This window comes from Streptomyces sp. NPDC049597 (assembly GCF_040675505.1).
GTDB lineage: Bacteria > Actinomycetota > Actinomycetes > Streptomycetales > Streptomycetaceae > Streptomyces.
This window is the reverse complement of record NZ_JBFAOY010000012.1, coordinates 24,056-46,772: the sequence shown is the minus strand read 5'-3', so window position 1 is coordinate 46,772 and position 22,717 is coordinate 24,056. Positions and strand designations below refer to the sequence as shown.

Annotated in this window: 20 protein-coding genes and 1 pseudogene; 12 read left to right on the top strand and 9 right to left on the bottom strand. The window is 70.9% G+C overall.

What is annotated here, in order from left to right; all coding sequences use genetic code 11:
- Positions 1-117: 117 nt before the first annotated feature.
- Positions 118-1,224 (bottom strand): substrate-binding domain-containing protein, encoded by a 1,107-nt coding sequence (locus AB0K02_RS15940; protein ID WP_365993022.1) that lies wholly within the window; start codon positions 1,222-1,224, stop codon positions 118-120.
- Positions 1,225-1,530: 306 nt separating this feature from the next.
- On the opposite strand from AB0K02_RS15940, the gene AB0K02_RS15935 reads away from it, so the two are divergent.
- Positions 1,531-3,888, top strand: a complete 2,358-nt coding sequence (locus tag AB0K02_RS15935) for an EAL domain-containing protein (protein ID WP_365993021.1) — start codon at positions 1,531-1,533, stop codon at positions 3,886-3,888.
- Between the two features lie 190 nt (positions 3,889-4,078).
- On the opposite strand, the gene AB0K02_RS15930 is transcribed toward AB0K02_RS15935, so the two are convergent.
- From AB0K02_RS15930 to AB0K02_RS15895, 8 genes and pseudogenes are all read right to left on the bottom strand, one after another.
- The gene (locus AB0K02_RS15930) at positions 4,079-5,401 is read right to left on the bottom strand and encodes a nucleobase:cation symporter-2 family protein (protein WP_365993173.1); all 1,323 of its coding nucleotides are present in this window, start codon (positions 5,399-5,401) and stop codon (positions 4,079-4,081) included.
- Between the two features lie 353 nt (positions 5,402-5,754).
- Positions 5,755-7,155: an 8-oxoguanine deaminase gene (locus AB0K02_RS15925; protein WP_365993020.1), complete on the bottom strand. Its 1,401-nt coding sequence runs from the start codon at positions 7,153-7,155 to the stop codon at positions 5,755-5,757.
- Positions 7,156-7,236: 81 nt separating this feature from the next.
- Positions 7,237-7,536, bottom strand: a pseudogene (locus AB0K02_RS15920) (purine permease); the annotation flags it as partial.
- A 98-nt stretch (positions 7,537-7,634) separates the two neighbouring features.
- Positions 7,635-8,558 (bottom strand): factor-independent urate hydroxylase, encoded by a 924-nt coding sequence (gene pucL, locus AB0K02_RS15915; RefSeq protein WP_365993019.1) that lies wholly within the window; start codon positions 8,556-8,558, stop codon positions 7,635-7,637.
- A gap of 5 nt (positions 8,559-8,563) precedes the next feature.
- Positions 8,564-8,956 carry a hydroxyisourate hydrolase gene (uraH, locus tag AB0K02_RS15910; RefSeq protein ID WP_365993018.1) on the bottom strand — a complete coding sequence of 131 codons (393 nt, stop codon included), beginning with the start codon at positions 8,954-8,956 and terminating at the stop codon, positions 8,564-8,566.
- Positions 8,953-9,474: a 2-oxo-4-hydroxy-4-carboxy-5-ureidoimidazoline decarboxylase gene (gene uraD, locus AB0K02_RS15905; protein WP_365993017.1), complete on the bottom strand. Its 522-nt coding sequence runs from the start codon at positions 9,472-9,474 to the stop codon at positions 8,953-8,955. Before uraD ends, uraH begins: the two co-directional genes overlap by 4 nt.
- A gap of 150 nt (positions 9,475-9,624) precedes the next feature.
- On the bottom strand, positions 9,625-10,002 hold the full coding sequence (locus AB0K02_RS15900) for a helix-turn-helix domain-containing protein (RefSeq protein ID WP_365993016.1): 378 nt from the start codon (positions 10,000-10,002) through the stop codon (positions 9,625-9,627).
- Complete coding sequence (locus AB0K02_RS15895; RefSeq protein ID WP_365993015.1) at positions 9,999-10,247, bottom strand: thiamine-binding protein; 249 nt, start codon at positions 10,245-10,247, stop codon at positions 9,999-10,001. The genes AB0K02_RS15900 and AB0K02_RS15895 overlap by 4 nt, the downstream gene beginning before the upstream one ends.
- A gap of 152 nt (positions 10,248-10,399) precedes the next feature.
- Between AB0K02_RS15895 and AB0K02_RS15890 the strand changes: the two genes are divergently transcribed.
- The 11 genes from AB0K02_RS15890 to AB0K02_RS15840 all read left to right on the top strand — a co-directional run bounded on the left by AB0K02_RS15890 (position 10,400) and on the right by AB0K02_RS15840 (position 22,540).
- Positions 10,400-11,443 carry a lytic transglycosylase domain-containing protein gene (locus tag AB0K02_RS15890; RefSeq protein ID WP_365993014.1) on the top strand — a complete coding sequence of 348 codons (1,044 nt, stop codon included), beginning with the start codon at positions 10,400-10,402 and terminating at the stop codon, positions 11,441-11,443.
- 130 nt (positions 11,444-11,573) lie between these two features.
- Complete coding sequence (locus AB0K02_RS15885) at positions 11,574-12,590, top strand: sigma-70 family RNA polymerase sigma factor (RefSeq protein ID WP_365993013.1); 1,017 nt, start codon at positions 11,574-11,576, stop codon at positions 12,588-12,590.
- Positions 12,591-12,970: 380 nt separating this feature from the next.
- On the top strand, positions 12,971-13,927 hold the full coding sequence (locus tag AB0K02_RS15880) for an ABC transporter ATP-binding protein (protein WP_365993012.1): 957 nt from the start codon (positions 12,971-12,973) through the stop codon (positions 13,925-13,927).
- The gene (locus AB0K02_RS15875) at positions 13,924-14,694 is read left to right on the top strand and encodes an ABC transporter permease (protein WP_307712734.1); all 771 of its coding nucleotides are present in this window, start codon (positions 13,924-13,926) and stop codon (positions 14,692-14,694) included. The genes AB0K02_RS15880 and AB0K02_RS15875 overlap by 4 nt, the downstream gene beginning before the upstream one ends.
- 3 nt (positions 14,695-14,697) lie before the next feature.
- Positions 14,698-15,516 carry an ABC transporter permease gene (locus AB0K02_RS15870; RefSeq protein ID WP_365993011.1) on the top strand — a complete coding sequence of 273 codons (819 nt, stop codon included), beginning with the start codon at positions 14,698-14,700 and terminating at the stop codon, positions 15,514-15,516.
- A 6-nt stretch (positions 15,517-15,522) separates the two neighbouring features.
- Positions 15,523-16,791: an MCE family protein gene (locus tag AB0K02_RS15865; RefSeq protein ID WP_365993010.1), complete on the top strand. Its 1,269-nt coding sequence runs from the start codon at positions 15,523-15,525 to the stop codon at positions 16,789-16,791.
- Complete coding sequence (locus AB0K02_RS15860) at positions 16,788-17,825, top strand: MlaD family protein (RefSeq protein ID WP_365993009.1); 1,038 nt, start codon at positions 16,788-16,790, stop codon at positions 17,823-17,825. Before AB0K02_RS15865 ends, AB0K02_RS15860 begins: the two co-directional genes overlap by 4 nt.
- Complete coding sequence (locus AB0K02_RS15855) at positions 17,822-18,826, top strand: MCE family protein (protein ID WP_365993008.1); 1,005 nt, start codon at positions 17,822-17,824, stop codon at positions 18,824-18,826. The genes AB0K02_RS15860 and AB0K02_RS15855 overlap by 4 nt, the downstream gene beginning before the upstream one ends.
- Positions 18,823-19,980, top strand: coding sequence for an MCE family protein (locus AB0K02_RS15850; protein WP_365993007.1), 1,158 nt, complete (start codon positions 18,823-18,825; stop codon positions 19,978-19,980). The genes AB0K02_RS15855 and AB0K02_RS15850 overlap by 4 nt, the downstream gene beginning before the upstream one ends.
- Positions 19,977-21,269 (top strand): MCE family protein, encoded by a 1,293-nt coding sequence (locus AB0K02_RS15845; protein WP_365993006.1) that lies wholly within the window; start codon positions 19,977-19,979, stop codon positions 21,267-21,269. Before AB0K02_RS15850 ends, AB0K02_RS15845 begins: the two co-directional genes overlap by 4 nt.
- Positions 21,266-22,540 (top strand): MlaD family protein, encoded by a 1,275-nt coding sequence (locus tag AB0K02_RS15840; RefSeq protein ID WP_365993004.1) that lies wholly within the window; start codon positions 21,266-21,268, stop codon positions 22,538-22,540. Before AB0K02_RS15845 ends, AB0K02_RS15840 begins: the two co-directional genes overlap by 4 nt.
- Positions 22,541-22,717 lie beyond the last annotated feature (177 nt).

The following is a 22,717-nucleotide window of genomic DNA, read 5'->3' as shown; positions in this document are numbered from 1 at the left end:
CGGCCCCGGCAAGGGCGCCGCCCGGGCAGGCGCAGTCACGCCCTGCGGGCCGGGCCGGCGCGGGCCCACGGGCCAAGCGCCCCACCGCCCGTCGGCACGCGCCGCGGGCCGCCCGGCTCAGCCCGCCGCCGTGCCCGTCGGTGCTCCGCAGGAGGCGCGCACCCTCAACTCGGGGAGCAGGTCCACATGCTGACGCGGCGACGGCCCGCCGCCCGAGCCGCGCTCGGCGAGCCGCTGGAGCAGCAGGCCGGCCGCCAGGCCGCCGACCGACCGCTTGGGCGGCGCCACAGCGGTGAGCGGTACGTCCGCCATGCCCGCGACCTCGTCGTCGTACGCGATGAGCGCCAGGTCGCCCGGGACCGTGATGCCCTGCGCCTGCAGCCTGGCCACCAGCACGATCGCGTCCTCGTCGCCGTGCACCAGGGCCGCCGTCACGCCGTGGCGGGTCACGGCCTCGGCGAGGTGCGCGGCCGGCGCGTCGTAGCGGGCGTGCCCCTGACGGTCGGGGGCGAAGGCGAGCGGTGAGCCCGGTGCCGGATCAAGTCCCAGGGCGTCCACGGCCACCCGGTAGCCGGCGGTGATCTGCGCCGCGTGCGGGCCCTCCTGGACCACGGCGGTCACCGTGCGGTGTCCGAGGGCGGCGAAGTGGGCCATCGCCATCACGGCTCCCTGCGCCCGGTCCGTACGCACCCGGTCGAGGCCCGCCGCCGGGTTGCCCGCGGGCGCCCAGCGCTCCACGAGCACGACCGGGGACCCGCACCCGAGCAGCCACTCCTCCTGGCCCCCCGAGGGCACGCCGTCGAACCAACTGGGGGCCACCAGCAGCCCGTCGGCGCCGCCGGCGAGCAGGCGACCGGCCTGCACCGGGTCCTCGGCGTCGAGGTAGCCGGTCATCCCGAGGACGAGCCGGCCGCCCTGCGCCTCGACCGCTTCGCGCGCGCCGCGCACGATGTCGGCGAAGACGAAGTTGGTGGTCGGCACGATCATTCCGATCAGCGGTCCGTCACCCTCCGCCGGCGGCGGCTCCTCGGCGCTCCCCTCGGGCCAGAGGACGGAGCCGTGGGTGCGCCGCACCCGCCCCTGGGCGGCGAGCGCCTCCACGTCGCGGCGCAGGGTCACGGCGGAGACGCCCAGTTCGTCGGCGAGATCGGCGACGCGCAGCCTGCCCCGCTGCCTGACCAGTTCCAGCACCCGCGCATGACGCTGATCGACATGCTGCCTCATGTCCGCCCCCACTTCCGCTCCGCCGACGGCGTACCGCCGCAAGCGTATCGATCGGTTTTCGCTCCGAACGATCGGCCGCGAAAGACCGCCCGCAGGGGTGTACGCAGGGGATTCGGCACCGCACTGCCCGACGGCCGCAAGCGGTTCGCCGCATGGACGGACCACTGGCATCGAGTCGCGCCGGGCAGGCACGACGAGCGGCAGGGTTGCGATCTTCACCGGGTCGCCTTTGGCTGGAAGGACAGGCAGCTCCTGTGGGCCACCCGGCCCTCGGCCAGCACGACCGGTTGCGTGCGCGGAGGTGTCATGCGGGAAGCGCAGGGCCGGCAACAGCGCAGGCACGCCTGGTGGTGGTTCCTGGTCGCCGGCGCTGTCGTGATCGGTGTCTACACCGTGGTCACCGCCCCGGTACGTCATCTGTTGCCCTGTGTGCTCGCGGTGTGCGCCACGGTGGCGATGCTGGTCGGCATCCGCCGGCACCGGCCGCGCCCGAGCCGGTCCTGGTGTCTCGTCGCCGCGGGCATGGGGCTGTTCGCCGTGGCGGACGCCTTCTTCGGTGCCTTTCAGTTCGCGGGCACGCCGGTGCCGGTCCCTTCGCCGGCCGACGTGCTGTATCTGGCGGCTTATCCGTGCTTCGCCGCCGGCCTGGTGAGCCTGATGGCGGCATGGGGCAGCGGCGTGCGATGGGGAGCCGTGCTGGATGCGGGCATCGTCACCCTGGGGATGTCCACCCTGACTTGGGCGTTCATCGTCATGCCCTATCTGCGCGGTCATCTGTCGGCGCTGCCGCTGGTGGTTTCGCTGGCGTATCCGCTGGCTGACCTCCTCCTGCTGGGCATCGTCGCCAAGCTGGTGTTCGTCTCGGGATTCCGTCTGCCGGCCCTCGGACTGCTCACCTTGTGGGTGGGTGTCACGCTGGTGGCCGACGCCCTGTACTACTCGACGCTTGCGGCCACCGGCGCGCCCATCGGCGCTTACGCCTCCAATGCCCTGTGGATGGCCTCGTACGCGCTGCTCGCCGCGAGCGCGCTGCACCCGTCCATGGCCGGTACGACCCGGCTGGTGCCGCGCAGCCAGGAGCGGCTGTCCCGCGCCCGCATGACCGCACTCACCCTGCCCGCCCTCCTCGGTCCTGCCCTGCTGATCGCAGACGTCGCCGGCGTGCGCGGGCAGCCCATGCACGTCGTGGCCATCGGGAGCATCGTGGCCGCCCTGACCGTGCTGCTGGTGGTGCGCATCATGCTCCTGGCGCGGTTCGCCGAGACCCAGGCCGACCAGGCCAGGGACCGGGCCCGCATCGCCGAGGACGCCCTGCGGCAGCAGATGTCGCTGCAGCGGCAGCTCACGCACCAGGCCTTCCATGACGCGCTGACCGGTCTGGCCAACCGGGCGCTGTTCTTCGAGCGACTGGAACGCGCCCTCAGCCGCCCCTCGGCGGCCCGTAACACCGTCCTGCTGCTGATCGACCTCGACCGTTTCAAGGACGTCAACGACAGCCTCGGCCATCCGGTCGGCGACGAGCTGCTCATCGCCGTCGGCCACCGGCTCCTCGGTGCGGCGCGCCGCAACGACACGGTCGCCCGCGTGGGCGGGGACGAGTTCGCCGTCCTCGCCGAAGACCTCAAGGAGATTCCCGCCGAGGCCTACGCGCACCGGTTCCTGGACCGCTTCAAGGAACCCTTCGCCTTCTCCGACAGTCGCACCGTCTTCATCACGGCCAGCATCGGCGTCGTCGCCGCCACCGAACCGGGCACGGCCAACGATGCCCTCCGCATCGCCGACATCGCCCTGTACGCGGCCAAGGAACGCGGCCGCAACCGCGCCGAGATCTTCGAGCCCGCGATGAGCCTGGCACAGCAGAGCCACGCCCGTATCGCCCAGGACCTTCGGTACGCCCTGCCCCGCGACGAACTCACCGTCCACTACCAGCCCGTGATCCACCTGCCCACCGGACGTGTCGCCGGCGTCGAGGCCCTGCTGCGCTGGCAGCGGGCCGGCGGCTCCCCCACCCCGCCCGAGGTGTTCGTGCCCATCGCCGAGGAGACGGGCCTGATTCGTCCCATCGGGACCTGGGTGCTGCGGGAAGCCTGCCGCCACGGCCGGCACTGGCACGACAGCATCGCGAAGGCCGGGGCTCTGAGCGTGGCCGTGAACGTCTCCGGCGGGCAGCTCAAGGACCACCGCTTCCCCCACGCCGTACGGCAGATCCTGCACGAGACCGGGTTCCCCCCGGCCTCACTGGTACTGGAGATCACCGAGAGCACCCTCGTCACCGACGCCGAGACGACGGCCGCCTACATCCGCGCACTGCGCGACCTCGGTGTACGCATCTCCATCGACGACTTCGGCACCGGGTACTCCTCCCTGGCCTACCTGCGCGACCTTCCGGCCGACATCGTCAAGATCGACCAGAGCTTCGTCCTGCGAGGCGCCAGCGATCTGGACAACAGCCTCATCCAGGCCATCCTCCACGTCGGGCACGCTCTCGACCTGGACGTGATCGCGGAAGGCATCGAAACCCCCCACCAGGCCGTGCGGTTGCGCTCACTCGGCTGCCCTCACGGTCAGGGCTTCTACTACTCCCCGCCCATGGCTCCCAAGGCGCTGGAGGCCTTCCTCGCCACCCAGGCAGTCCTCACGAAACCCTCCGGCCCACAGCCCTGACCACGGAGAGCTGCGGGCGGAAGGCGGTGCCGCTGCCGGCCACCTCACTGACGAGGGGCACCGGCCCGAACGACAGAGGGAGAGGCGTCGAGCCGGGTCGCGGTCGGGCGGCTTCGTTCCCGCGCCCGGACGACGCGGCGGGCGGCCCGGGAACAGTCCCGGCGCCGCCCGCCGCGGTGTGTCCGCGTGCTCAGTGCACCGCGGCCTGCGCCGGGACCTTTCCGGACTCCGACGCGGCGTCCTCCTGCGATGTGCCCTTCTTCCCCAGGTGGTTGAAGGCCAGGTTGAGCACGATCGCCACGATGCACCCGGTGGAGATGCCCGAGTCCAGCACGACGAGCAGGTCCTTGGGGAAGGCGTGGTAGAACTCGGGTGCCGCGATCGGGATCAGCCCGATACCGACGGCGGCGGCCACGATCAGCGCGTTCTCGCCCTTCTCCAGGGCCGCCGTCGCCAGCGTCTGGATCCCGCTCGACGCGACCGTGCCGAACAGCACGATGCCCGCGCCGCCGAGGACCGGCAGCGGCACCAGGGCGATCACCGAGGCGGCCACCGGGCACAGGCCCAGCAGGATCAGGATGCCGCCGCCCGCGGCGACGACGAAGCGGCTGCGGACCTTCGTCATCGCGACGAGCCCGATGTTCTGGGCGAAGGCGCTGCACATGAAGCCGTTGAAGAGCGGGCTGATGGCCGAGCCGAGCGTGTCGGCGCGCAGGCCGCCCTCGATGACGCGCTCGTCCGCGGGGCGTTCCACGATCCGGCCGAGGGCCAGCATGTCGGCCGTGGACTCGGTCATGCACACCAGCATCACGATGCACATGGAGACGATGGCCGCGATCTCGAACTGCGGTGCGCCGAAGTGGAACGGCGTCGGGAAGCCGACGAGGCCGGCGTCCTTGATGGCGTCGAGATTCGTCATGCCGAGCGGCAGGGCGACGAGGGTGCCGACGACCAGGCCCAGCAGGATGGCGATCTGCTGGAGGAAGCCGCGCAGCAGTTTGCGCAGGGCCAGCACGACGACGAACGTGAGCGCCGCCATGCCGATGTTCTTCATCGAACCGTAGTCGTCGGCGGCCGGGTTGCCGCCCTGCGACCAGTTGAAGGCGACGGGCAGCAGCGAGACGCCGATCAGTGTGATGACGGTGCCGGTGACGACGGGCGGGAAGAAGCGGACGAGCTTCGAGAAGTACGGGGTGAGCACGAAGCCCAGGACGCTGGCGACGATGATCGCGCCGAAGATGACGGCGATCCCGTCGTATCCGCGGTCGCGGCCGATGGCGACCATCGGCGTCACACCGGCGAACGAGACGCCGTTGACGAACGGCAGCCGGGCGCCGACGCGCCAGAAGCCGAGCGTCTGCAGCAGGGTCGCGATTCCGGCGGTGAACAGACTCGCGCCCATGAGGAACGCGGTGTCCTTGGCGTCGAGGCCCACGGCGGGGCCGACGATCATCGGCGGGGCCACCACACCCGCGTACATGGCGGCCACGTGCTGCAGCCCGGTGGTGAACATTTTGAACGGCGGAAGGGTCTCGTCGACCGGATGCTTCCGGTCTGGTGCCTCGGCGGTCGAGGTGTGCGCGGCCACGGCGGTGCCTCCGGTCGGGTAACACGTCGTCGGGGACATGGGTGTCAAGGAGGTGGTGCGGGTGGTGCAGTTGTTGCTCTGATGCGGCGTGCACATACCGGATCGCCCAGACCGGTGGTGCGGAAGGCGACCGTGCCGGAAGCTGTTGGCACGTGTCACCTTCACCGGGGGGCACGCGCCTTTGTCGCGCGCGCCCCCCGGCGAGGGCTGCCGTGGACCCCGCTCGGGTCCGCGGCCGCCGGCCGGGGGCCGTCCCCCCCGGCCGGACTTCCCGTGGGTCAGCCCTGCGTGGCGATCCGCGCGAGGCGCTGCGCCTCGTTCCGCGTGGAGCGGGCGATGGCGTCCTCGTCAACCGTGGTCAGGTGGTTGCCCTCGACCACGGGCTTTCCGTCGACGAGCGAGAGCGTCACGGGCGCCGCGGCGCCGAAGACGAGCGCGACGACCGGGTCGGCGATGGAGGAGTGTGCGAATGTGTCGAGCTTCCACAGCACGAGGTCGGCGAGCTTGCCGGCCTCCAGCGAGCCGATCTGGGTGGCCCGGCCGAGGACCTGCGCGCCGCCGTAGGTGCCGAGCCGCAGCGCCTGTCGGGCGTTGAGGGCGGCCTCGCGGTGGGCGCCGAGCCGGTTGATCAGCAGCGCGTTGCGCAGCTCCGTGTGGAGTTCGCCCGACTCGTTGGAAGCGGTGCCGTCGACGCCGAGGCCGACCGGAACACCCGCCTTGAGCATGTCGGGGACGCGGGCGATGCCGGCGGCGAGGCGCGCGTTGGACGACGGGCAGTGCGCGACACCGGTCTTCGTACGGGCGAAGGCCGCGATGTCGGAGTCGTTCATGTGGACGCAGTGCGCCATCCACACGTCCTCGCCGAGCCAGCCGGTCGACTCGAAGTAGTCGGTGGGGCCCATGCCGAAGAGCTCCTTGCAGAACTCCTCCTCCTCGACGGTCTCCGAGCCGTGGGTGTGCATGCGCACGCCCTTGCGGCGGGCCAGTTCGGCGCCCTGGCGCAGCAGTTCGGTGGAGACGGAGAACGGGGAGCAGGGCGCGACGGCGATCTGCGTCATCGCGTCGAAGGAGGCGTCGTGGTGCTTGTCGATGGTCTCCTCGGTGCCGGCGAGAGCGCCCTCGAGGGACTCGACGGCGAAGTCCGGCGGCAGGCCGCCGTCCGACTTCCCGCGGTCCATGGAGCCGCGGGCGAGGGTGAACCGTACGCCCATGTCGCGTGCGGCGCCGATGATCGCGCCGGACAGGTCACCGGATCCCTGCGGGTAGACGTAGTGGTGGTCCATGGCCGTGGTGACGCCGCCGCGGGCCATCATCGCGAGCGAGCCCTGGGCGGCCGCGCGGACCATGGGCTCGTCGATGCGGGCCCAGGTCGGGTAGAGGGCGACCAGCCAGTTGAAGAGGTTGTGGTCGGTGGCCAGACCCCGGGTGATCCACTGGTAGAAGTGGTGGTGGGTGTTGATCAGACCGGGTGTCGCGAGGTGGCCGGTGCCGTCGACGCGGCGTACGACGTTCTCGAGGCCCTGGGGGCCCGGTCCCGCTCCTACCGACTCGATGCGGTTGCCGGCCACGACGATGTGGCCCGAGGCGTACTCGGTGTCGCCGGCGTCGACCGTCGCGATCGCGCAGTTCTCGATGACGATGCGCTCGACCGCGCTGTCGTGGGCTGCCGAAGGTGCCATGGTGCTTCCTTCTCCTGTCTTGGCGAGTGGCTGGAGGTCCCCCCGGGACGACGTCCTCGGGGGAGAGGGCACGGCAGGACCCTAGGAGGATTTGAGTGCCACAGCCGGGCGGCTGCGGGTGCCGAGAGGGTGGAAGAACGGGGTGAGCAGGACCGCGACGAGCGCTCCGGCGCTGATCCCGGAGTCGAGGGCGGTCTGCGCCCGGGCCGGGACGTCCGCGGGGAAGGCGGGCGCGGCGAGCGGGACGGCCACCGGGACGATGCCGGAACTGTCGTCGGGTCCCGCCTCGGAGAGCGTACGGATGCCGCTGACGGCGATCGGGCCGGACAGGAGGATGCCGGCGCCGCCGAGGACGGGCATCGGAACGAGCGAGACGACCGCGCTGCTGCCTTTGACCCTGTTGCAGGCTGTGCCATGGTCTTCCCTCCGGTCCACGACCCGCCCCCGCCGGCTGCGGCGGGGGGCGGATCGGTCCCGCGTCAGAGGTTGGTCATGTCGACCGGGATCTGCGGCTCGACGCCGTCCCGCAGGATGGTGGCCTCGATCAGGCCGTACGGGCGGTCCGCCGCGTAGTAGACCTCGTTGTCGTTCTTGAGGCCGAACGGCTCGAGGTCGACCAGGAAGTGGTGCTTGTTCGGGAGCGAGAAGCGGACTTCGTCGATCTCGTTGCGGCTGTTGATGATGCGCGAGCCCATCTGGTACAGCGTCTGCTGCAGCGAGAGGGAGTAGGTCTCGGCGAACGCCTGGAGCATGTGCTTCTTGACCTGCTCGTAGGACTTCTCCCAGTTGGGCATCTTCTGCTCGTCGTCGGTCCAGTTGAACCGCCAGCGGCCGGACACCTGGGTGGCCAGGATGCGGTCGTAGGCCTCCTGGAGCGTCGTGTACTTGTCCTTGACGTAGCCCCAGAACTCGGAGTTCGTCGAGTTCATCACGATCAGGTCCTTGAGACCGGAGATGACCTGCCACGACGAACCGTCGTAGGTGATCTGCGTGACCCGGGTCTCCTGGCCCTTGCGGACGAAGGAGTGCTTGACGTCGTCGGAGCCGATGAACTTCGAGTTGGCGTCCGACGCCTCGATGCGCTCCCAGGCGTACTCCTCGATCCGGATGCGCGCCCGGTGGATCGGCTCCTGGCTGGTCACGAAGTGACGGGCCAGGTGGATGCCGAACTGCTCGGCGGACTCGATGCCGTACTCCTTGGCGAACGCGTACACCGTGTTCTTGGTGGTGTCGGTCGGCAGGCAGTTGGCGTTCGAACCGGACAGGTGCACGTCGGACATGTCGCCGGAGAGGGCGACCGAGACGTTCAGGTCCTTGATGTGGTGGGTGTCGCCGTCCCGCGTGATCCTGACTACGCGGTTCTCTGCCTTGCCGTACTGATTCTGGCCGAGAATCGTGGGCATGTCTGCTAGCTCCCTCGGTAAACGGAGTAGCCGAACGGGTTGAGCAGCAGCGGTACGTGGTAGTGCTCGCCCGGTACGACGGCGAACGTGATCGCCACCTCGGGGAAGAACACGCCGCTGTCCCGTAGCGCGGGGGCGTCCTGCTGTGCCTCGGCTTGCTTCTTCTTCACGAAGTACGTCTCGGTCTCGAAGTCGAGACGTACATGGGTCGTTCCCTCCGGCAGTGCCGGCAGGTCCTTGCAGCGTCCGTCCGCGTCGGTCGCCGATCCGCCGAGCGGCGCCCAGTGCGCGTCCGGGCCGCTGCGGGCCGACAGCGAGACGGCGACGCCTTCGGCGGGGCGGCCGAGGCTGGTGTCCAGGATGTGCGTGGACACCGAAGCCGTGGTTTCCGTGCTCATGCGCTTTCTTCCTCTGCGAGCTCTACGAGGCGGGTCAGCCGGATGCGGTTGATCTTGCCCAGTTCGGTGCGGACGATCTCCCGCTCCTGCTCGGGCGAGTTTTCGATCCGCTCGCGAACGGCGTCCCTCATCTGCTCACCGGTGCGGCCGGTGGCGCAGATCAGGAAGACATGACCGAACTTCTCCTGGTAGGCGAGGTTCAGTTCGAGCATCTCCGCCTTGAGCGCCTCGGACGCTCCGGCCATGCCGCTCTGTTCGCGGGAGGAGGTCGGGTCGCCGGGCTTCGGCCGGCCGATCGGCGGGTGACCGGCCATCGCCTCGGCCAGGTCCTCGGCGGTCAGCTCGGCCATGGCGGCGTCGCTGGCCTCGAACAGGGCTTCGGTGGTGGCGTACGGCCGCTGGGCGAGGATCTTGCTCCCCCAGGCCGAACTGGCGCACACCTCGTGCAGTGCAGCCTGGGCCACGCTGTCCTCGGAGGCGTTGAACCGGGCGAGGCCCGGGTTCGAGAGTGACGTCACGGGGGCCTCCGTGGCTTGTTCATCGTGGTGCGTCGGACGGGCTGCGGATAGCTAACGCCCTCCGGAACGCGACGTCAACACTTTGTTGAAAAATCGCGTACACAAAAGCCGCCGCCCGACGCGCCGGACGGCGGCGACAGACGGCAGCGCTCAGTCGCCCTTGGCCGCGTTTTCCCTGTTCAGGTAGTTGTAGACGGTGAAGCGGCTGACGCCGAGAGCGCCCGCCACCGTCTCGACGCCGTGGCGCACGGAGAACGCGCCCCGCGCCTCCAGTGTCCTGACGACCGACTGCTTCGTCTTGCGGTCGAGTTCGGCGAGCGGCCTGCCGTGCTGCCGCTCCATGGCCGCGAGGATGTGGTCGAGGGAGTCCGCGAGCTGCGGCAGGCGTACGGCGACGACCTCTTCGCCCTCCCAGCTCAGCACGACGTCGTCCTCGGCGGCCTCGCCGGGGGTGATCAGCACTCCGCCCATGGCGTCGACGAGAGGCTTGACAGCCCGGGCGAGCGCGTGGTCCGCAGGCTCGGTCATCCCTCCTCCTCCACCACGTTGACCTGCAGCGACACCCGGGTCGCACCGGTCTCCAGCGCCTTGCGCAGCAGCGCGTCGACGGCACCGAGCACCTGGTCGGCCCCGCCCTCGGCGGTGTTGCCGAAGGGGCCGACGTCCACCTTGTCCAGACCGGAGCCCTGGACGACCTCGCGCACCGCCACCGCGTGGGCGGGCGGTTCGTCCAGGTCGAACGGCTCGGTCGTGAACTCCACTCTCAGTCGCATGCCCCCACGGTAGCCGTGCCCTGCCGGGTTCCGACCCCCGCTCCCCCGTGCTCGAAACCGCGAAAATCCCGGGCCAGCGACCGACGGACCGGCGTTACTCGCGCGTAGAGCGGGTGAGCACGAGAGCCCGTGGGTCAGGGAGGGGTCCGAAGATGGCAGGACGTACGCGCAGAGGTGTCAGGGCGACGGCGGTCGCGACCGCGGCGATGGCGGCGCTCACCGCGTCGCAGGGGCCGGGGGCCGCCACGCCCTCGGGGCAGCAGAGCGCCGAGCCCTCGCAGGGGCCGAGCGTGTCCGGGGACGGCACGTACCGCACCGAGCTCCCGCCGCTGCGGGTGCCGGGCACGGGCGGCGCCGGGGAACGGCCGGGGGGTACGCCGGCCACGGCGTCGGTCGGCTCGCTGCCCGCGACGGTGTTCGCCGCGTACCGGGCCGCCGAATCGGAGCTGGCCCGCAGTGCCCCCGGCTGCGGGCTGCGCTGGCAGCTCCTCGCGGCGATCGGCCAGGTCGAGTCGGGCCAGGCTCGCGGCGGCCAGGTGGCCGCGGACGGCACCACGCTGACGCCGATCCTCGGCCCGCGCCTGGACGGCAACGGCTTCGCCCTCATCCGGGACAGCGACGGTGGCCGGTACGACGGGGACACCGAGTACGACCGGGCCGTCGGCCCTCTGCAGTTCATCCCCTCGACCTGGGCCGGCTGGGGCGCGGACGGCAACGGTGACGGGGTCCGCGACCCGGGGAACGTCTTCGACGCCGCGCTCGCCGCGGGGCGCTACCTGTGCGCGGGCGGGCGCGACCTGTCCGACGCCGGCGACCTGGACCGGGCCCTTCTCGGCTACAACCGTTCCACCGCGTACCTGCTCACCGTGCGGGCGTGGTTCGCGTACTACCTCGACGGGCACACGGTGGTGCCCGACAGCGCGACCGCCGGGGGGCAGCGCGGCGAGGCACGTCCCTCGCCGGATCCGACCCGCTCCGCCGAACCGGCGGCGTCCGGCACGAGGACGCCGTCGCCCGCGCCGTCACCGTCGTCCGCGGCCCCGTCGCGGTCCGCGGCCCCCTCGCCGTCGCCGTCCGCGCGGCCGACCGAGCCGGCCGGCACGACCAGTCCCGCGCAGCCGGTGCCGTCCCTGCCGGTCCCCGTCACAGTGCTCCCCGGAGCCCCTCTGCCCACCCCACTGACCAGCGGAGACTGATCTCCACGCCCCCTCCTGCAACAGAAAGGACTCGATGGGGCTCTCCCTCTCCACAACTCCGGATACCGGGCGGTAATGTCGCCATCCGCCGGACAAGCACGCGGCCGGTGGTGAGAGCAAGGGGGCCCTCATGGCGACGGACACACAGCCTGAGCACTCCGATGGACGGGGCGCCGAGTCGGCGCACGAGCGCTGGCAACGCGCCTGGAGCCACCGGGAGCAGTTGCTCCGGGTGGCCCGGCGCCGGTCCGTCAGCATGGAGGACGCCGAGGACGCCGTGCACGAGGCGATGCTCCGTGCCGCGGAGCGGCCCCACCTCGACGACGAGCGGCTGGGCGCGTGGCTGACGACGGTCACGATGCGGCTGTGCGTCGACCGGCACCGCCAGGTCAGCCGCGAGGCCGAGGTCCGTACGAGCCCGACGCTGCACCCGCCGCGGCCGGTGCCGGTGGACGAGGCGGTGTGCGACCGCGCCGAGGCGCGCTGGCTGGCCGTACGCAGCGGTGAGCTGCCCGCCCGGCAGGCCGAGGCGCTGTGGCTGAAGTCGGAGGACCTGGACGTCGAGCAGGTCGCCGTGAAGATGGGCCTGAGCTACCGGACCGTCGAGTCCCTGCTGGCCAGGGCCCGGCGGACGCTGCGCAACTCGCTGGCGGCGACGCTCGGTGTCGCGCTGTGGCTGTGCGGCCGCGGCCGGCCGCGGGGCGGCCACGCGCAGGCGGTCGCCGTGGCGTCGACGGCGGCGACGCTGGCGGTCGCGGGGCTCGTTCTGCCGTACGCGCCGGGTGGGGACACGCCCGCGCCGCGCCCGTCGACGCCTTCGGTCTCGACCTCGCGGGAGCCGGGGCCGGGCGGGCCCGGTCCGGCCGAGCCCTCGCCGCTCGGCTCGCGGGAGCAGCCGGTGCCGTCGGGCGGGGCGGATCGGCACTCGGAGCCGGTGCTGCCGGAGCTTCCACTGCCGGAGGTGTCGCTGCCGCCGCTGCCGCTCAGGTCGTCGCCGGTGCCGCGGCTGCCGGTGCTGCCGGAGGGCGTCGACGTCCCCGAGGTGCGGGTCCCCGAGGTCCCGGCCGGGACCTCGCGGCTCCCGGAGCTCACGCCTTTGCCTGTGCCGTCGCCGTCGGTGCCGGTCCCGGTGCCGACGCTCCCGTAGGGGGCGTTTCCCCCCTCCTTCCCGTAACTGGGGCTCCGCCCCGGGCCCCGTACCGCGCCCCTACGGCCCGGCGGGCGGGGACCGCTGCGCGCCCCAGCCCACCGCAGTACATGCCGCCCCGCCACCGCTTCATGCCCGCGGGCGCATGCAAGCCCATCGGCGTCTCGCCCCGTCGGCGTCTGCCGCCGATTGGGTACACCACGCCCCGCCGGCGATTGAGGCGCGGGGCTTGGGGCGGGCCCCGACGGGCGCGCCGTGGACAACGCGGTCGGCACCCTCCCGTAACCCGCCCGAAAAAAATTTCGCTTCGGCGCGACGGACGCGGCGGCCCTCCCCGTAGAGCAGGTGTCGGACCGCTCCACGGCTGAAGGGTGAACCGGATGGGTGTCGAGATCTGTGTGGAAGGGCTCACCAAGTCCTTCGGGCACCAGGTCATCTGGCAGGACGTCTCCCTGACCCTGCCCGCCGGTGAGGTCTCGGTCATGCTCGGGCCCTCCGGCACCGGCAAGTCGGTCTTCCTCAAGACCCTCGTCGGACTGTTGAAACCCGAGCGCGGATCGATCCGCGTCGCGGGCACGGACATCACCTCGCTGCGCGAGCACGAGCTCTACGAGGTGCGCAAGCTCTTCGGCGTCCTCTTCCAGGACGGCGCGCTGTTCGGGTCGATGAATCTCTACGACAACATCGCCTTCCCGCTCCGCGAGCACACCCGCAAGCCGGAGAGCGAGATCCGCCGGATCGTCCTCGAGAAGATGGACATGGTCGGCCTCATCGGCGCCGAGGAGAAACTGCCCGGCGAGATCTCCGGCGGCATGCGCAAACGTGCCGGACTCGCCCGTGCCCTCGTGCTCGACCCGGAGATCATCCTGTTCGACGAGCCGGACTCGGGACTCGACCCGGTGCGCGTGGCCTACCTCAACCAGCTCATCGTCGATCTGAACGCCCAGATCGACGCCACGTTCCTCATCGTCACGCACGACATCGCCTCGGCCCGGCAGGTGCCGGACAACATCGGGCTGCTGTTCCGGCGGGAGCTGGTGATGTTCGGCCCGAGGGAGCAGTTGCTCACCAGCGACGAACCGGTCGTGCGGCAGTTCCTGAACGGCCGCATGCAGGGCCCGATCGGGATGGCGGAGGAGAAGGACGCCGCCCAGGTCGAGCAGGAACTCGCCCAGCTGGGCGACGCCGACGACGAGCAGCAGGGCCTGCCCGACCTGACACCCCGGCTGCTGCCCACCAAGGGCATCGACCGGCCTCCCCGCTGGGAGGCGATCGCCGAGCGCGAGTCGCTGCGACAGATGCGCGCCGCGGTGCGCGGGAAGGCGGCGGGCGCATGAGCTGGTCCCCCACGGGTGCCCTGCGGCATTCCGGCAGTCTGTTCGCGATGGGACTGGACGTGCTGCGGACGATCCCCAAACGGCCTTTCCAGGCACGTGAGTTCATCCAGCAGGCATGGTTCGTCGCGAGTGTGACGATCCTGCCGACCGCCCTGGTGTCCATTCCGTTCGGCGCGGTGATCGCCCTGCAGATCGGCAGTCTCACCCGGCAGCTGGGCGCCCAGTCCTTCTCGGGCGCGGCCTCGGTGCTGGCGGTGCTGCGGGAGGCGTCGCCGATCGTCACGGCGCTGCTGATCGCGGGGGCGGGCGGCACGGCGATCTGCGCGGACCTCGGCGCGCGCAAGATCCGCGAGGAGATCGACGCGATGCAGGTGCTCGGCATCGATCCGATCCACCGCCTGGTGGTGCCGCGGGTGCTGGCCACCATGCTGGTGGCGGTACTGCTCAACGGCCTGGTGTCGGTGGTCGGAGTGGCCGGCGGCTACTTCTTCAACGTGGTGCTGCAGAACGGCACACCGGGCGCCTATCTCGCCTCGTTCACCACTCTGGCCCAGCTCTCCGACCTGTGGGCGGCGGAGCTCAAGGCACTCGTGTTCGGGGCGATCGCCGCGATCGTCGCCTCGTACAAGGGGCTGACCGCGAAGGGCGGCCCGAAGGGCGTCGGTGACGCGGTGAACCAGTCGGTGGTCATCACCTTCATGTTGCTGTTCGTGACGAACTTCGTGATGACCGCCGTGTACTTCCAAATCGTTCCGCAGAGGGGCTGAGCGATGCCGCTGATGAATCGTCTGCTGCCGCCGCAGCTCGAGGAGCTGGGCAGGCAGCTGTCCTTCTACGGCCGTTCGCTGGCCTGGACCGGCCGCACCCTGCGCCGCTACAAGAAGGAGATCCTGCGGCTGCTCGCCGAGGTGAGCTTCGGCCGCGGTGCGCTCGCCGTCGTCGGCGGGACCGTCGGTGTGATCGCGTTCCTGTCGTTCTTCACCGGCACCGAGGTGGGTCTGCAGGGATACGCGGCGCTCAACCAGCTCGGCACGTCGAACTTCGTGGCGTTCCTGTCCGCGTACTTCAACACCCGTGAGATCGCCCCGCTGGTGGCGGGCCTGGCACTCTCGGCGACGGTCGGGGCCGGGTTCACCGCGCAGCTGGGCGCGATGCGGATCAGCGAGGAGACCGACGCGCTCGAGGTGATGGGCGTCCCGTCGCTGCCGTTCCTGGTGACGACGCGGATGATCGCCGGGTTCGTGGCCGTGATCCCGCTGTACGTGATCGGGCTCCTGTCGTCGTACTTCGCCGCCCGCACGATCACCACCGGCTACTACGGGCAGTCGACGGGCACGTACGACCACTACTTCCAGCAGTACCTGCCACCGGTGGACGTGCTGTGGTCCTTCGGCAAGGTGATCGTCTTCGCCGTCGTGATCATCCTGGTGCACTGCTACTACGGCTACTACGCCGGCGGCGGCCCGGCAGGGGTCGGCGTCGCCGTCGGCCGTGCGGTGCGCACCTCGATCGTGGCGATCAACATTCTCGACTTCTTCCTCAGCCTGGCGATCTGGGGCGCCAACACGACCGTACGGATAGCGGGGTAGGGGCCGATGAGCATCGAAGGAGGCGCCGCGGCGCGCAGTGGCAGGCTGCGGCTGTACGGCATCGTGTTCCTCGCCGTCATCGCCCTGCTGCTGTCGCTCTCCGTGGCCGCGTACCAGCAGGTGTTCACCTCGGTCGTGCGCATCACGCTCGAGGCCGACACGCTCGGCAACCAGCTCGACCCGCGGGCCGACGTGAAGCTGCGCGGGCTGCTCGTCGGCGAGGTGCGCGAGGTGCGGGCCGACGGGGAGAAGGCGACGCTCGACATCGCGCTGAAGCCGGAGCACGTCGAACGGATCCCGGCCGATGTGCAGGCACGGCTGCTGCCGAAGACGCTGTTCGGTGAGAAGTTCGTCGACCTGGTGACACCGCCCGGCTCGTCCGGCAGACACATCAGGGCCGGTGACGTGATCACCCAGGACCGCACCAGGGCCGGCATCGAGGTGCAGCACCTGATGAACGACCTGCTCCCGCTGCTGCGCACCGTGCGGCCCGCGGATCTCAACGCCACGCTGCACGCGTTCTCCACCGCGCTGGAAGGGCGCGGGGACCGCATCGGCGACAACCTGGTGCGGCTGGAGCGCTATCTGCGCGAGCTCAACCCCCACATGCCGTCCATGCAGGAGGACATCTCCCGCTTCGCCGACGTCGCCGAGGTCTACGGGGACGCGGCACCTGACCTGATGAACATCCTGCGCAACTCCGTCACCACGAGCCGCACGATCGTGGAGAAGCGCGAGCAGCTGGCCGCCGCCCTGACGGGAACGGCGAAGGTCGCCGGCACGGCGGAGAAGTTCTTCGACGACAACGGTGAGCGCCTGATCACCCTGGGCCGTGTCTCCCGCCCGACCCTCGACCTGTTCGCCCGCTACTCGCCCGAGTACCCGTGCCTCCTGGACGGCCTGGAGCGCCAGACCAGGGAGTCGGAGAAGGCGTTCAGGGGCGGCGAGATGCGTATCACCCTCGAATTCGTCCATCCGCGACCCGCGTACCGACCCGGTGAGGAACCGCGCTATGCCGAGCGCTCCGGCCCCAACTGCAGAAGCATCCCCAACCCTTCCGTGCCGTCGGGACACACCAAGCTCGACGACGGTACGAAGGATGTCGCTGCCGGCGGCCCGCCCGGAGCCGGCCCGGTCTCCGCGACGGCGGCCGAGCAGCGTGCCGTCGGCTCGCTGGTCGCACCGGTCCTCGGAGTGCCCGCCGACCGGGTGCCCGCGGTCGCGACGCTGCTCTTCGGGCCCATGGCACGCGGGACGGCGGTGAGTGTGGCATGAAGGCGTCACGAGCCACCGCGACCACGGCACCGCTGGTCAAGTTCCTCCTCTTCGCCCTGGTGACGATCCTGGCGACGACGCTGCTCGCGGCGACGATCGTCAACCTCTCCTTTACGCCGGAGCACACCTACCGTGCGGTGTTCAGCGATGTCACCAGCCTGGAGGAGGGCGACGACATCCGCGTCGCGGGAGTGCGGGTCGGCGAGGTCCAGGACATCCGCATCAAGGACCGCACCCTGGCGGAGGTGACCTTCACCGTCTCCCACGACCGGCCGCTGCTGACCAGCACCGGTGCGGTCATCCGCTACCGGAGCCTGGTCGGCCAGCGCTATGTGGCGCTCACCGAGGGCGCGGGCGACGGGACGAGGCTGAAGCCGGGCGGGACGATCCCGCTGGAGCGGACGCAGCCGGCGCTCGACCTCAACGCCCTGCTGGGCGGCTTCAAGCCGCTGTTCGCCGCGCTCAGCCCGAAGGACGTCAACCAGCTCGCGACCGAGATCATCAAGACGCTGCAGGGCGAGGGCGGAACGGTCAACAGCCTGCTCGCGCACACCGCGTCCCTGACCACGACCCTCGCCGACCGGGACGAGCTGATCGGATCGGTGATCGACAACCTCAACACCACGCTGCAGACCCTCGACAAGCGCGGCGCGCGGTTCTCCGGGCTGCTCAAGCAGCTGCAGCGGCTGATCTCCGGCCTGTCCGCCGACCGCAAGCCGATCGGGTCCTCGCTGGAGAACATCGGCTCGCTGACCGAGGCGACCTCCGGGCTGCTCGAGGACGCCCGGCCGCCGCTGAAGGGCGACATCGCCGAGCTGAGGGACCTCACCAAGACGCTGAACGACAACGAGAAGACCGTGGAGGGCGTGCTGAAGCGGCTGCCGAACAAGCTCAACAAGCTGACGGGGACCGCCTCGTACGGTTCCTGGTTCAACTTCTACCTCTGTGACTTCGACGGCCGGATCGTGCTGCCGAAGACCCGAGAGGTGATCACTCCGGAGCTGCACGTGGCACGGGCGAGGTGCGGCGGATGACCACACGATTCCTGCCCAGGCTCGGCCCGTTCCGCGACAGGAACCCGGTGGTGATCGGCGCGGTCGGCCTCACCACCCTGGCCCTGCTGGCGACGGCCGCGTTCAACGCCGACGACCTGCCGGTCATCGGCAGCGGCGATACCTACAGCGCCGCGTTCTCGGAGGCCGGCGGTCTCAAGCCCGGCGACGAGGTGCGCATCGCCGGGGTCAAGGTCGGCAAGGTCGACGAGGTCGATCTCGACGGCGACCATGTGAAGGTCGTCTTCCGCGTCAAGGGGGACCCGCAGTTCGGCACGCGGACCGGCGCGGCCATCCGGATCAAGACGATCCTGGGCGCGAAGTACCTGGCCCTGGAGCCGAAGGGCTCCGGACAGCTGCGGCCCGGCAGCGAGATCCCGCTGGAGCGCACGACGCCGGCGTACGACGTCGTCCAGGCGTTCAGCGATCTGACGACGACCAGCGAAAAGGTCGACACGGAGCAGCTCGCGAAGGCCCTGGACACCATCTCGACGACCTTCGAGGACTCGCCGGAGGAGGTGCGCGCCTCGATCAAGGGCCTGTCGAGGATCTCGAGGACGGTGGCCTCGCGTGACGAGGACCTGCGCGAGCTGCTGAAGCACGCCGACTCCGTCACCAAGGTGCTCGCTGAGCGCTCCGGGGAGTTCACCACCCTGGTCAAGGACGGAGACGCGCTCTTCAAGGAGATATCCCGTCGCCGGGCGGCCATCCACGCGCTGCTCAAGAGCTCGGCGGCGCTCGGCATCCAGCTGTCCGGACTCGTCAGGGACAACGAGAAGGAGATCGGCCCGGCGCTCAAAGGGCTGAACCAGGTGGTGCGGATGCTGGAGCGCAACCAGGCCAGTCTCGACCGCAGCGTCGCCCTGCTCGCCCCGTACGTGCGGGTCTTCACCAACACCCTCGGCAACGGGCGCTGGTTCGACAGCTACATCCAGAACATGGTCGCCGCTCCGGTGGTCCCCCGGACAGGAGGGTCGCGATGAAGGGCCGCATCCGCTTCAACCCGAAGGGCCGTACGGCCCGGCTGACGGCCGCCGCCGTCGCCGTGGCGCTGGTGGTCTGCGCCGCGGTCGTGCTGTGGCCGCGCGAGGAACCGGTGCGCGTCACCGCGTACTTCCCGCGCACGGTGGGCATCTATCCGGGCTCCGACGTGCGGGTGCTCGGCGTACGCGTCGGTGAGGTCACCGAGATCGTCCCCGAGGGCGGCCGCGTGCGGGTGGAGCTCGAGTACGAACCCGGCCGCAAGATCCCGGCCGACGCCCAGGCCGCCATCATCAACTCCTCGGTCGTCAGCGACCGTTACGTACAGATGCTGCCGGTGTACAAGGGCGGGCCCGTGATGCGCGACGGCGCGGTGATCCCTCAGAGCCGCACGGCGGTGCCGGTGGAGCTGGACCGGGTCTTCGACAGCCTGCACACCACGGCCGAGGCGCTCGGCCCCAAGGGTGCCAACAAGGACGGCTCGCTCTCACGGCTGCTGGGGGTGAGCGCCGACAACCTGGACGGCCAGGGCGAACAGATGCACCAGACGGTGGAGGACCTGTCCCTCGCGGTCACCACGCTGTCCGACGGCCGGCAGGACCTGTTCGGCACCGTACGCAATCTGCAGGTGTTCACCGCGGCGCTCGCCGCCGACGACAAGAGCGTGCGGTCGTTCAACGACAGTCTCGCCGCGGTCGCCGATCAGCTCGCCGGGGAGCGCAAGGATCTCGCGGCGGCGCTCAAGCACCTGGGGGTGGCACTCGGCGACGTGTCGAGGTTCGTGAAGAACAACAAGAACGCGCTGACCGAGGACGTGAAGGGACTCAGCAAGGTCACCAAGGTGCTGGTCACCCAGCGTGCGGCGCTGGCGGAGCTGCTGGAGGTCGCGCCCACCGGCCTGTCGAACCTCCAGAACGCTTACAACCCCTCGTCCGGCACCCTCGACACCCGCAACAACCCCGACCATCCGCAGGACCCCGCGGCGCTGCTGTGCTCGCTGCTGAAGACCACCGGCGACGCGGGGGGCGAGAACCCCGACTGCGCGGAGCTGGACAAGCTGTTCGACTCACTGCCCGAGGTGCCGAGCTCCGTCCCCGTGTCGGGCACCGGCCAGGTCGACCGGACGCTCGGCGGAATCCTGGAGGCACGCGCATGAGTGCACCCCGCAGGCGCAGGGCCGTGGCCCTGGTGACGGCCATGGGCTCCGTGCTGCTCACCGGCTGCGAGTTCAACGGCCTGTACGACGTGAACCTCCCCGGCGGCGCGGCCGCCGACGGCAACGCCTACCACGTGACGGCCGACTTCAGGGACGTCCTCGACCTGGTCCCGCAGTCGGCGGTGAAGGTCAACAACGTCACCGTGGGCGCGGTCGAGAAGGTGGAACTGGTCGGCTGGCACGCCCGGGTGCGGCTGCGTATCGCCGACGACGTGAAGCTGCCCGGCAATGCGATCGCCGAACTGCGGCAGACCAGCATGCTCGGGGAGAAGTACGTGGCCCTGTCCCCGCCGGTGGGCATCGAACCCAGCGGGCGGCTCACCGACGGTGCGCGCATCCCGCTGTCGCGCACCGGGCGCAACCCCGAGATCGAGGAGGTGCTCTCCGCCCTGTCCGCGCTGCTGAACGGCGGCGGTGTGGCGCAGCTCAAGACGATCACCGTGGAGCTGAACAAGGCGCTGGAGGGCCGGGAGAACCGGGTCAAGGAGCTGCTCGGCGAGCTGGACACGTTCATCGGCGGGCTCGACGAGCAGCGCAAGGAGATCGTCCGGGCGCTCAAGGGCATCGACCGGCTGGCGAAGCGGCTGGCCGCGGAGAAGAAGACGATCGCGCAGGCCGTGGACACGATGCCCGGCGCGCTGAAGGTGCTGGCCGACCAGCGCCGCAATCTGACGGCGATGCTGACCTCGCTCTCGGAGCTCGGGAAGACGGGCACCAAGGTGATCAACGCCTCCCGCGCGGACACGGTGGCCAACCTCAGGAGTCTGCAGCCGATCCTGCAGGAGCTGAACAAGGCCGGCAGCGATCTGCCCAACTCGCTGGAGATCCTGACCACCTATCCGTTCCCGCGGAACGCGACCGGCGCCATCAAGGGCGACTACGTCAACCTCAAGATCACCGCGGATCTGGACCTCGCGAGCATCTACGGCAACCTCGCGGAGGAACCGGACAAGCCCGGCACCCCGCGGGAGCCCGGGCTGCCGGAGGTTCCCGGCGCGCCCGAGGTACCCGGCCTGCCGGAAGCGCCCCTGCCGAGCGGGCCCCCCTCGGTTCCCGGCGCACCGACGCCGGGTGCTCCCCCGCCGCCCGGCGGCGACGGACCGCTGTGTCCGCCGGTGTGCACCGGCAGCCACGCCTCCTACGAGGGCACGTCCGCAGACGGGCGCCGGCTGCCCGAGGGGATCGATCTGGCACTGGCCGAGCTGATGCTGAAGGGGATGCAGCCGTGATCACACGTACGGTCAGGGGCCAGTTGATCGCCTTCGCCGCGGTCACCGCCGTCGGTTGCTCGTACGTCGGCGCCCAGTACACCGGCCTGGCGGACAGCCTGATGGACCGCGGATACACGGTGCGGGCCGACTTCGCCGACTCCGGCGGCATCTTCCAGGGCGCCGAGGTCACCTACCGGGGCGTTCCGGTGGGCCGGGTCGGTGAACTGCGGCTCGCCGGCGCGGACGGTGTCTCGGTGGCGCTGGACATCGAGGACGGAACCCGGATACCGGCGGACACGCTGGCCGTGGTGGCGAACCGTTCCGCGGTCGGCGAGCAGTACGTCGACCTCCAGCCGCGCCGCTCCGGCGGCCCGTATCTGCACGAGGGCAGCGAGATCCCGCGCGCCGACACCAGGGTCCCGCTGCCCACCACGGAGCTCGTCCTCAGCCTGGACCGGCTGGTCAACTCGGTCGGCAAGGACGATCTGCGGGTCACGGTCGACGAACTCGGCAAGGCCTTCGCCGGCACCGGGCCGCATCTGAGCAAGCTGGTGGACTCCGGGAACCTGCTGGTCGAGTCGGCCTCGGAGAACCTGCCCGAGACGACCTCCCTCATCGAGGACTCCCGGGTGGTGCTGAAGACCCAGAGCGACAAGGGATCGGCGATCACGTCGTTCTCGCGCGACCTGGCCGCGCTGACCGCGGAGCTGAAGGCGCGTGACGGCGATCTGAGGCGGCTGGTGGGCAACAGCGCCCCCGCGGCGCAGGAGGTCGACTCGCTGCTGAGGTCCAACGAGACGCATCTGCCGGTGCTGCTCTCCAATCTGATCAGCGGCGGTCAGGTGACCGTGGCCCGCCTGCCCGGGGTGGAGCAGGCGCTGGTGACGTTCCCGGTGATCGTCGCCGGCAGCTACACCGTGATCCCCGGTGACGGCACCACCCACTTCGGCATGGTCGTGAACGCCGACGAGCCGCCGCCGTGCCGCCAGGGGTACGGCACCCAGCGGCGCGACCCGGCGGACACCTCTCAGCGGCCCGCCAACACCCGGGCACGCTGCACCGAGCCGCGTGGCAGCGGTACCTCGGTGCGCGGCGCCCAGAACGCGCCCGGCCCCTCCTCGGGGGCGGGCGGCGCGCGGCAGGCGGCGCACGTCACCCCGTACGACCCGGAGACCGGCACCCTCACCGGGCCGGACGGTTCGTTCGTCGAGATCGGCTCGACGGGCGGTGAACGCAGTACGTTCGGAAAGGACTCGTGGCAATGGCTGCTCGTGGGACCGATGGCATGACCGACAACGCCACGGGGACGCCGGGGGCGTCCGAGGACAGGGCGACGCCCTCGTCAGCCGCCGGCGCCCGAACGGCGGCGGAGGCGCCGGACGCGTCCGCCGACGGGACCGCGTCCTCGGCGGAGGCCACCGCGGGCGGGGCACCGCGTGCGACCGCGGTCGCGACGCAGGCCCGCG

Excerpts from the sequence above, each read along its gene's own strand:
- AB0K02_RS15900 (WP_365993016.1), bottom strand. The coding sequence starts at position 10,002 with ATGACCGAGCCTGCGGACCACGCGCTCGCCCGGGCTGTCAAGCCTCTC.
- AB0K02_RS15940 (WP_365993022.1), bottom strand. The coding sequence starts at position 1,224 with ATGAGGCAGCATGTCGATCAGCGTCATGCGCGGGTGCTGGAACTGGTC.
- AB0K02_RS15895 (WP_365993015.1), bottom strand. The coding sequence starts at position 10,247 with ATGCGACTGAGAGTGGAGTTCACGACCGAGCCGTTCGACCTGGACGAA.
- AB0K02_RS15875 (WP_307712734.1), top strand. The coding sequence starts at position 13,924 with ATGAGCTGGTCCCCCACGGGTGCCCTGCGGCATTCCGGCAGTCTGTTC.
- AB0K02_RS15925 (WP_365993020.1), bottom strand. The coding sequence starts at position 7,155 with ATGGCACCTTCGGCAGCCCACGACAGCGCGGTCGAGCGCATCGTCATC.
- AB0K02_RS15845 (WP_365993006.1), top strand. The coding sequence starts at position 19,977 with ATGAGTGCACCCCGCAGGCGCAGGGCCGTGGCCCTGGTGACGGCCATG.
- AB0K02_RS15930 (WP_365993173.1), bottom strand. The coding sequence starts at position 5,401 with ATGTTCACCACCGGGCTGCAGCACGTGGCCGCCATGTACGCGGGTGTG.
- AB0K02_RS15935 (WP_365993021.1), top strand. The coding sequence starts at position 1,531 with ATGCGGGAAGCGCAGGGCCGGCAACAGCGCAGGCACGCCTGGTGGTGG.
- pucL (WP_365993019.1), bottom strand. The coding sequence starts at position 8,558 with ATGCCCACGATTCTCGGCCAGAATCAGTACGGCAAGGCAGAGAACCGC.
- uraH (WP_365993018.1), bottom strand. The coding sequence starts at position 8,956 with ATGAGCACGGAAACCACGGCTTCGGTGTCCACGCACATCCTGGACACC.
- AB0K02_RS15855 (WP_365993008.1), top strand. The coding sequence starts at position 17,822 with ATGACCACACGATTCCTGCCCAGGCTCGGCCCGTTCCGCGACAGGAAC.
- AB0K02_RS15850 (WP_365993007.1), top strand. The coding sequence starts at position 18,823 with ATGAAGGGCCGCATCCGCTTCAACCCGAAGGGCCGTACGGCCCGGCTG.
- AB0K02_RS15865 (WP_365993010.1), top strand. The coding sequence starts at position 15,523 with ATGAGCATCGAAGGAGGCGCCGCGGCGCGCAGTGGCAGGCTGCGGCTG.
- AB0K02_RS15885 (WP_365993013.1), top strand. The coding sequence starts at position 11,574 with ATGGCGACGGACACACAGCCTGAGCACTCCGATGGACGGGGCGCCGAG.
- AB0K02_RS15880 (WP_365993012.1), top strand. The coding sequence starts at position 12,971 with ATGGGTGTCGAGATCTGTGTGGAAGGGCTCACCAAGTCCTTCGGGCAC.
- AB0K02_RS15870 (WP_365993011.1), top strand. The coding sequence starts at position 14,698 with ATGCCGCTGATGAATCGTCTGCTGCCGCCGCAGCTCGAGGAGCTGGGC.
- AB0K02_RS15860 (WP_365993009.1), top strand. The coding sequence starts at position 16,788 with ATGAAGGCGTCACGAGCCACCGCGACCACGGCACCGCTGGTCAAGTTC.
- AB0K02_RS15890 (WP_365993014.1), top strand. The coding sequence starts at position 10,400 with ATGGCAGGACGTACGCGCAGAGGTGTCAGGGCGACGGCGGTCGCGACC.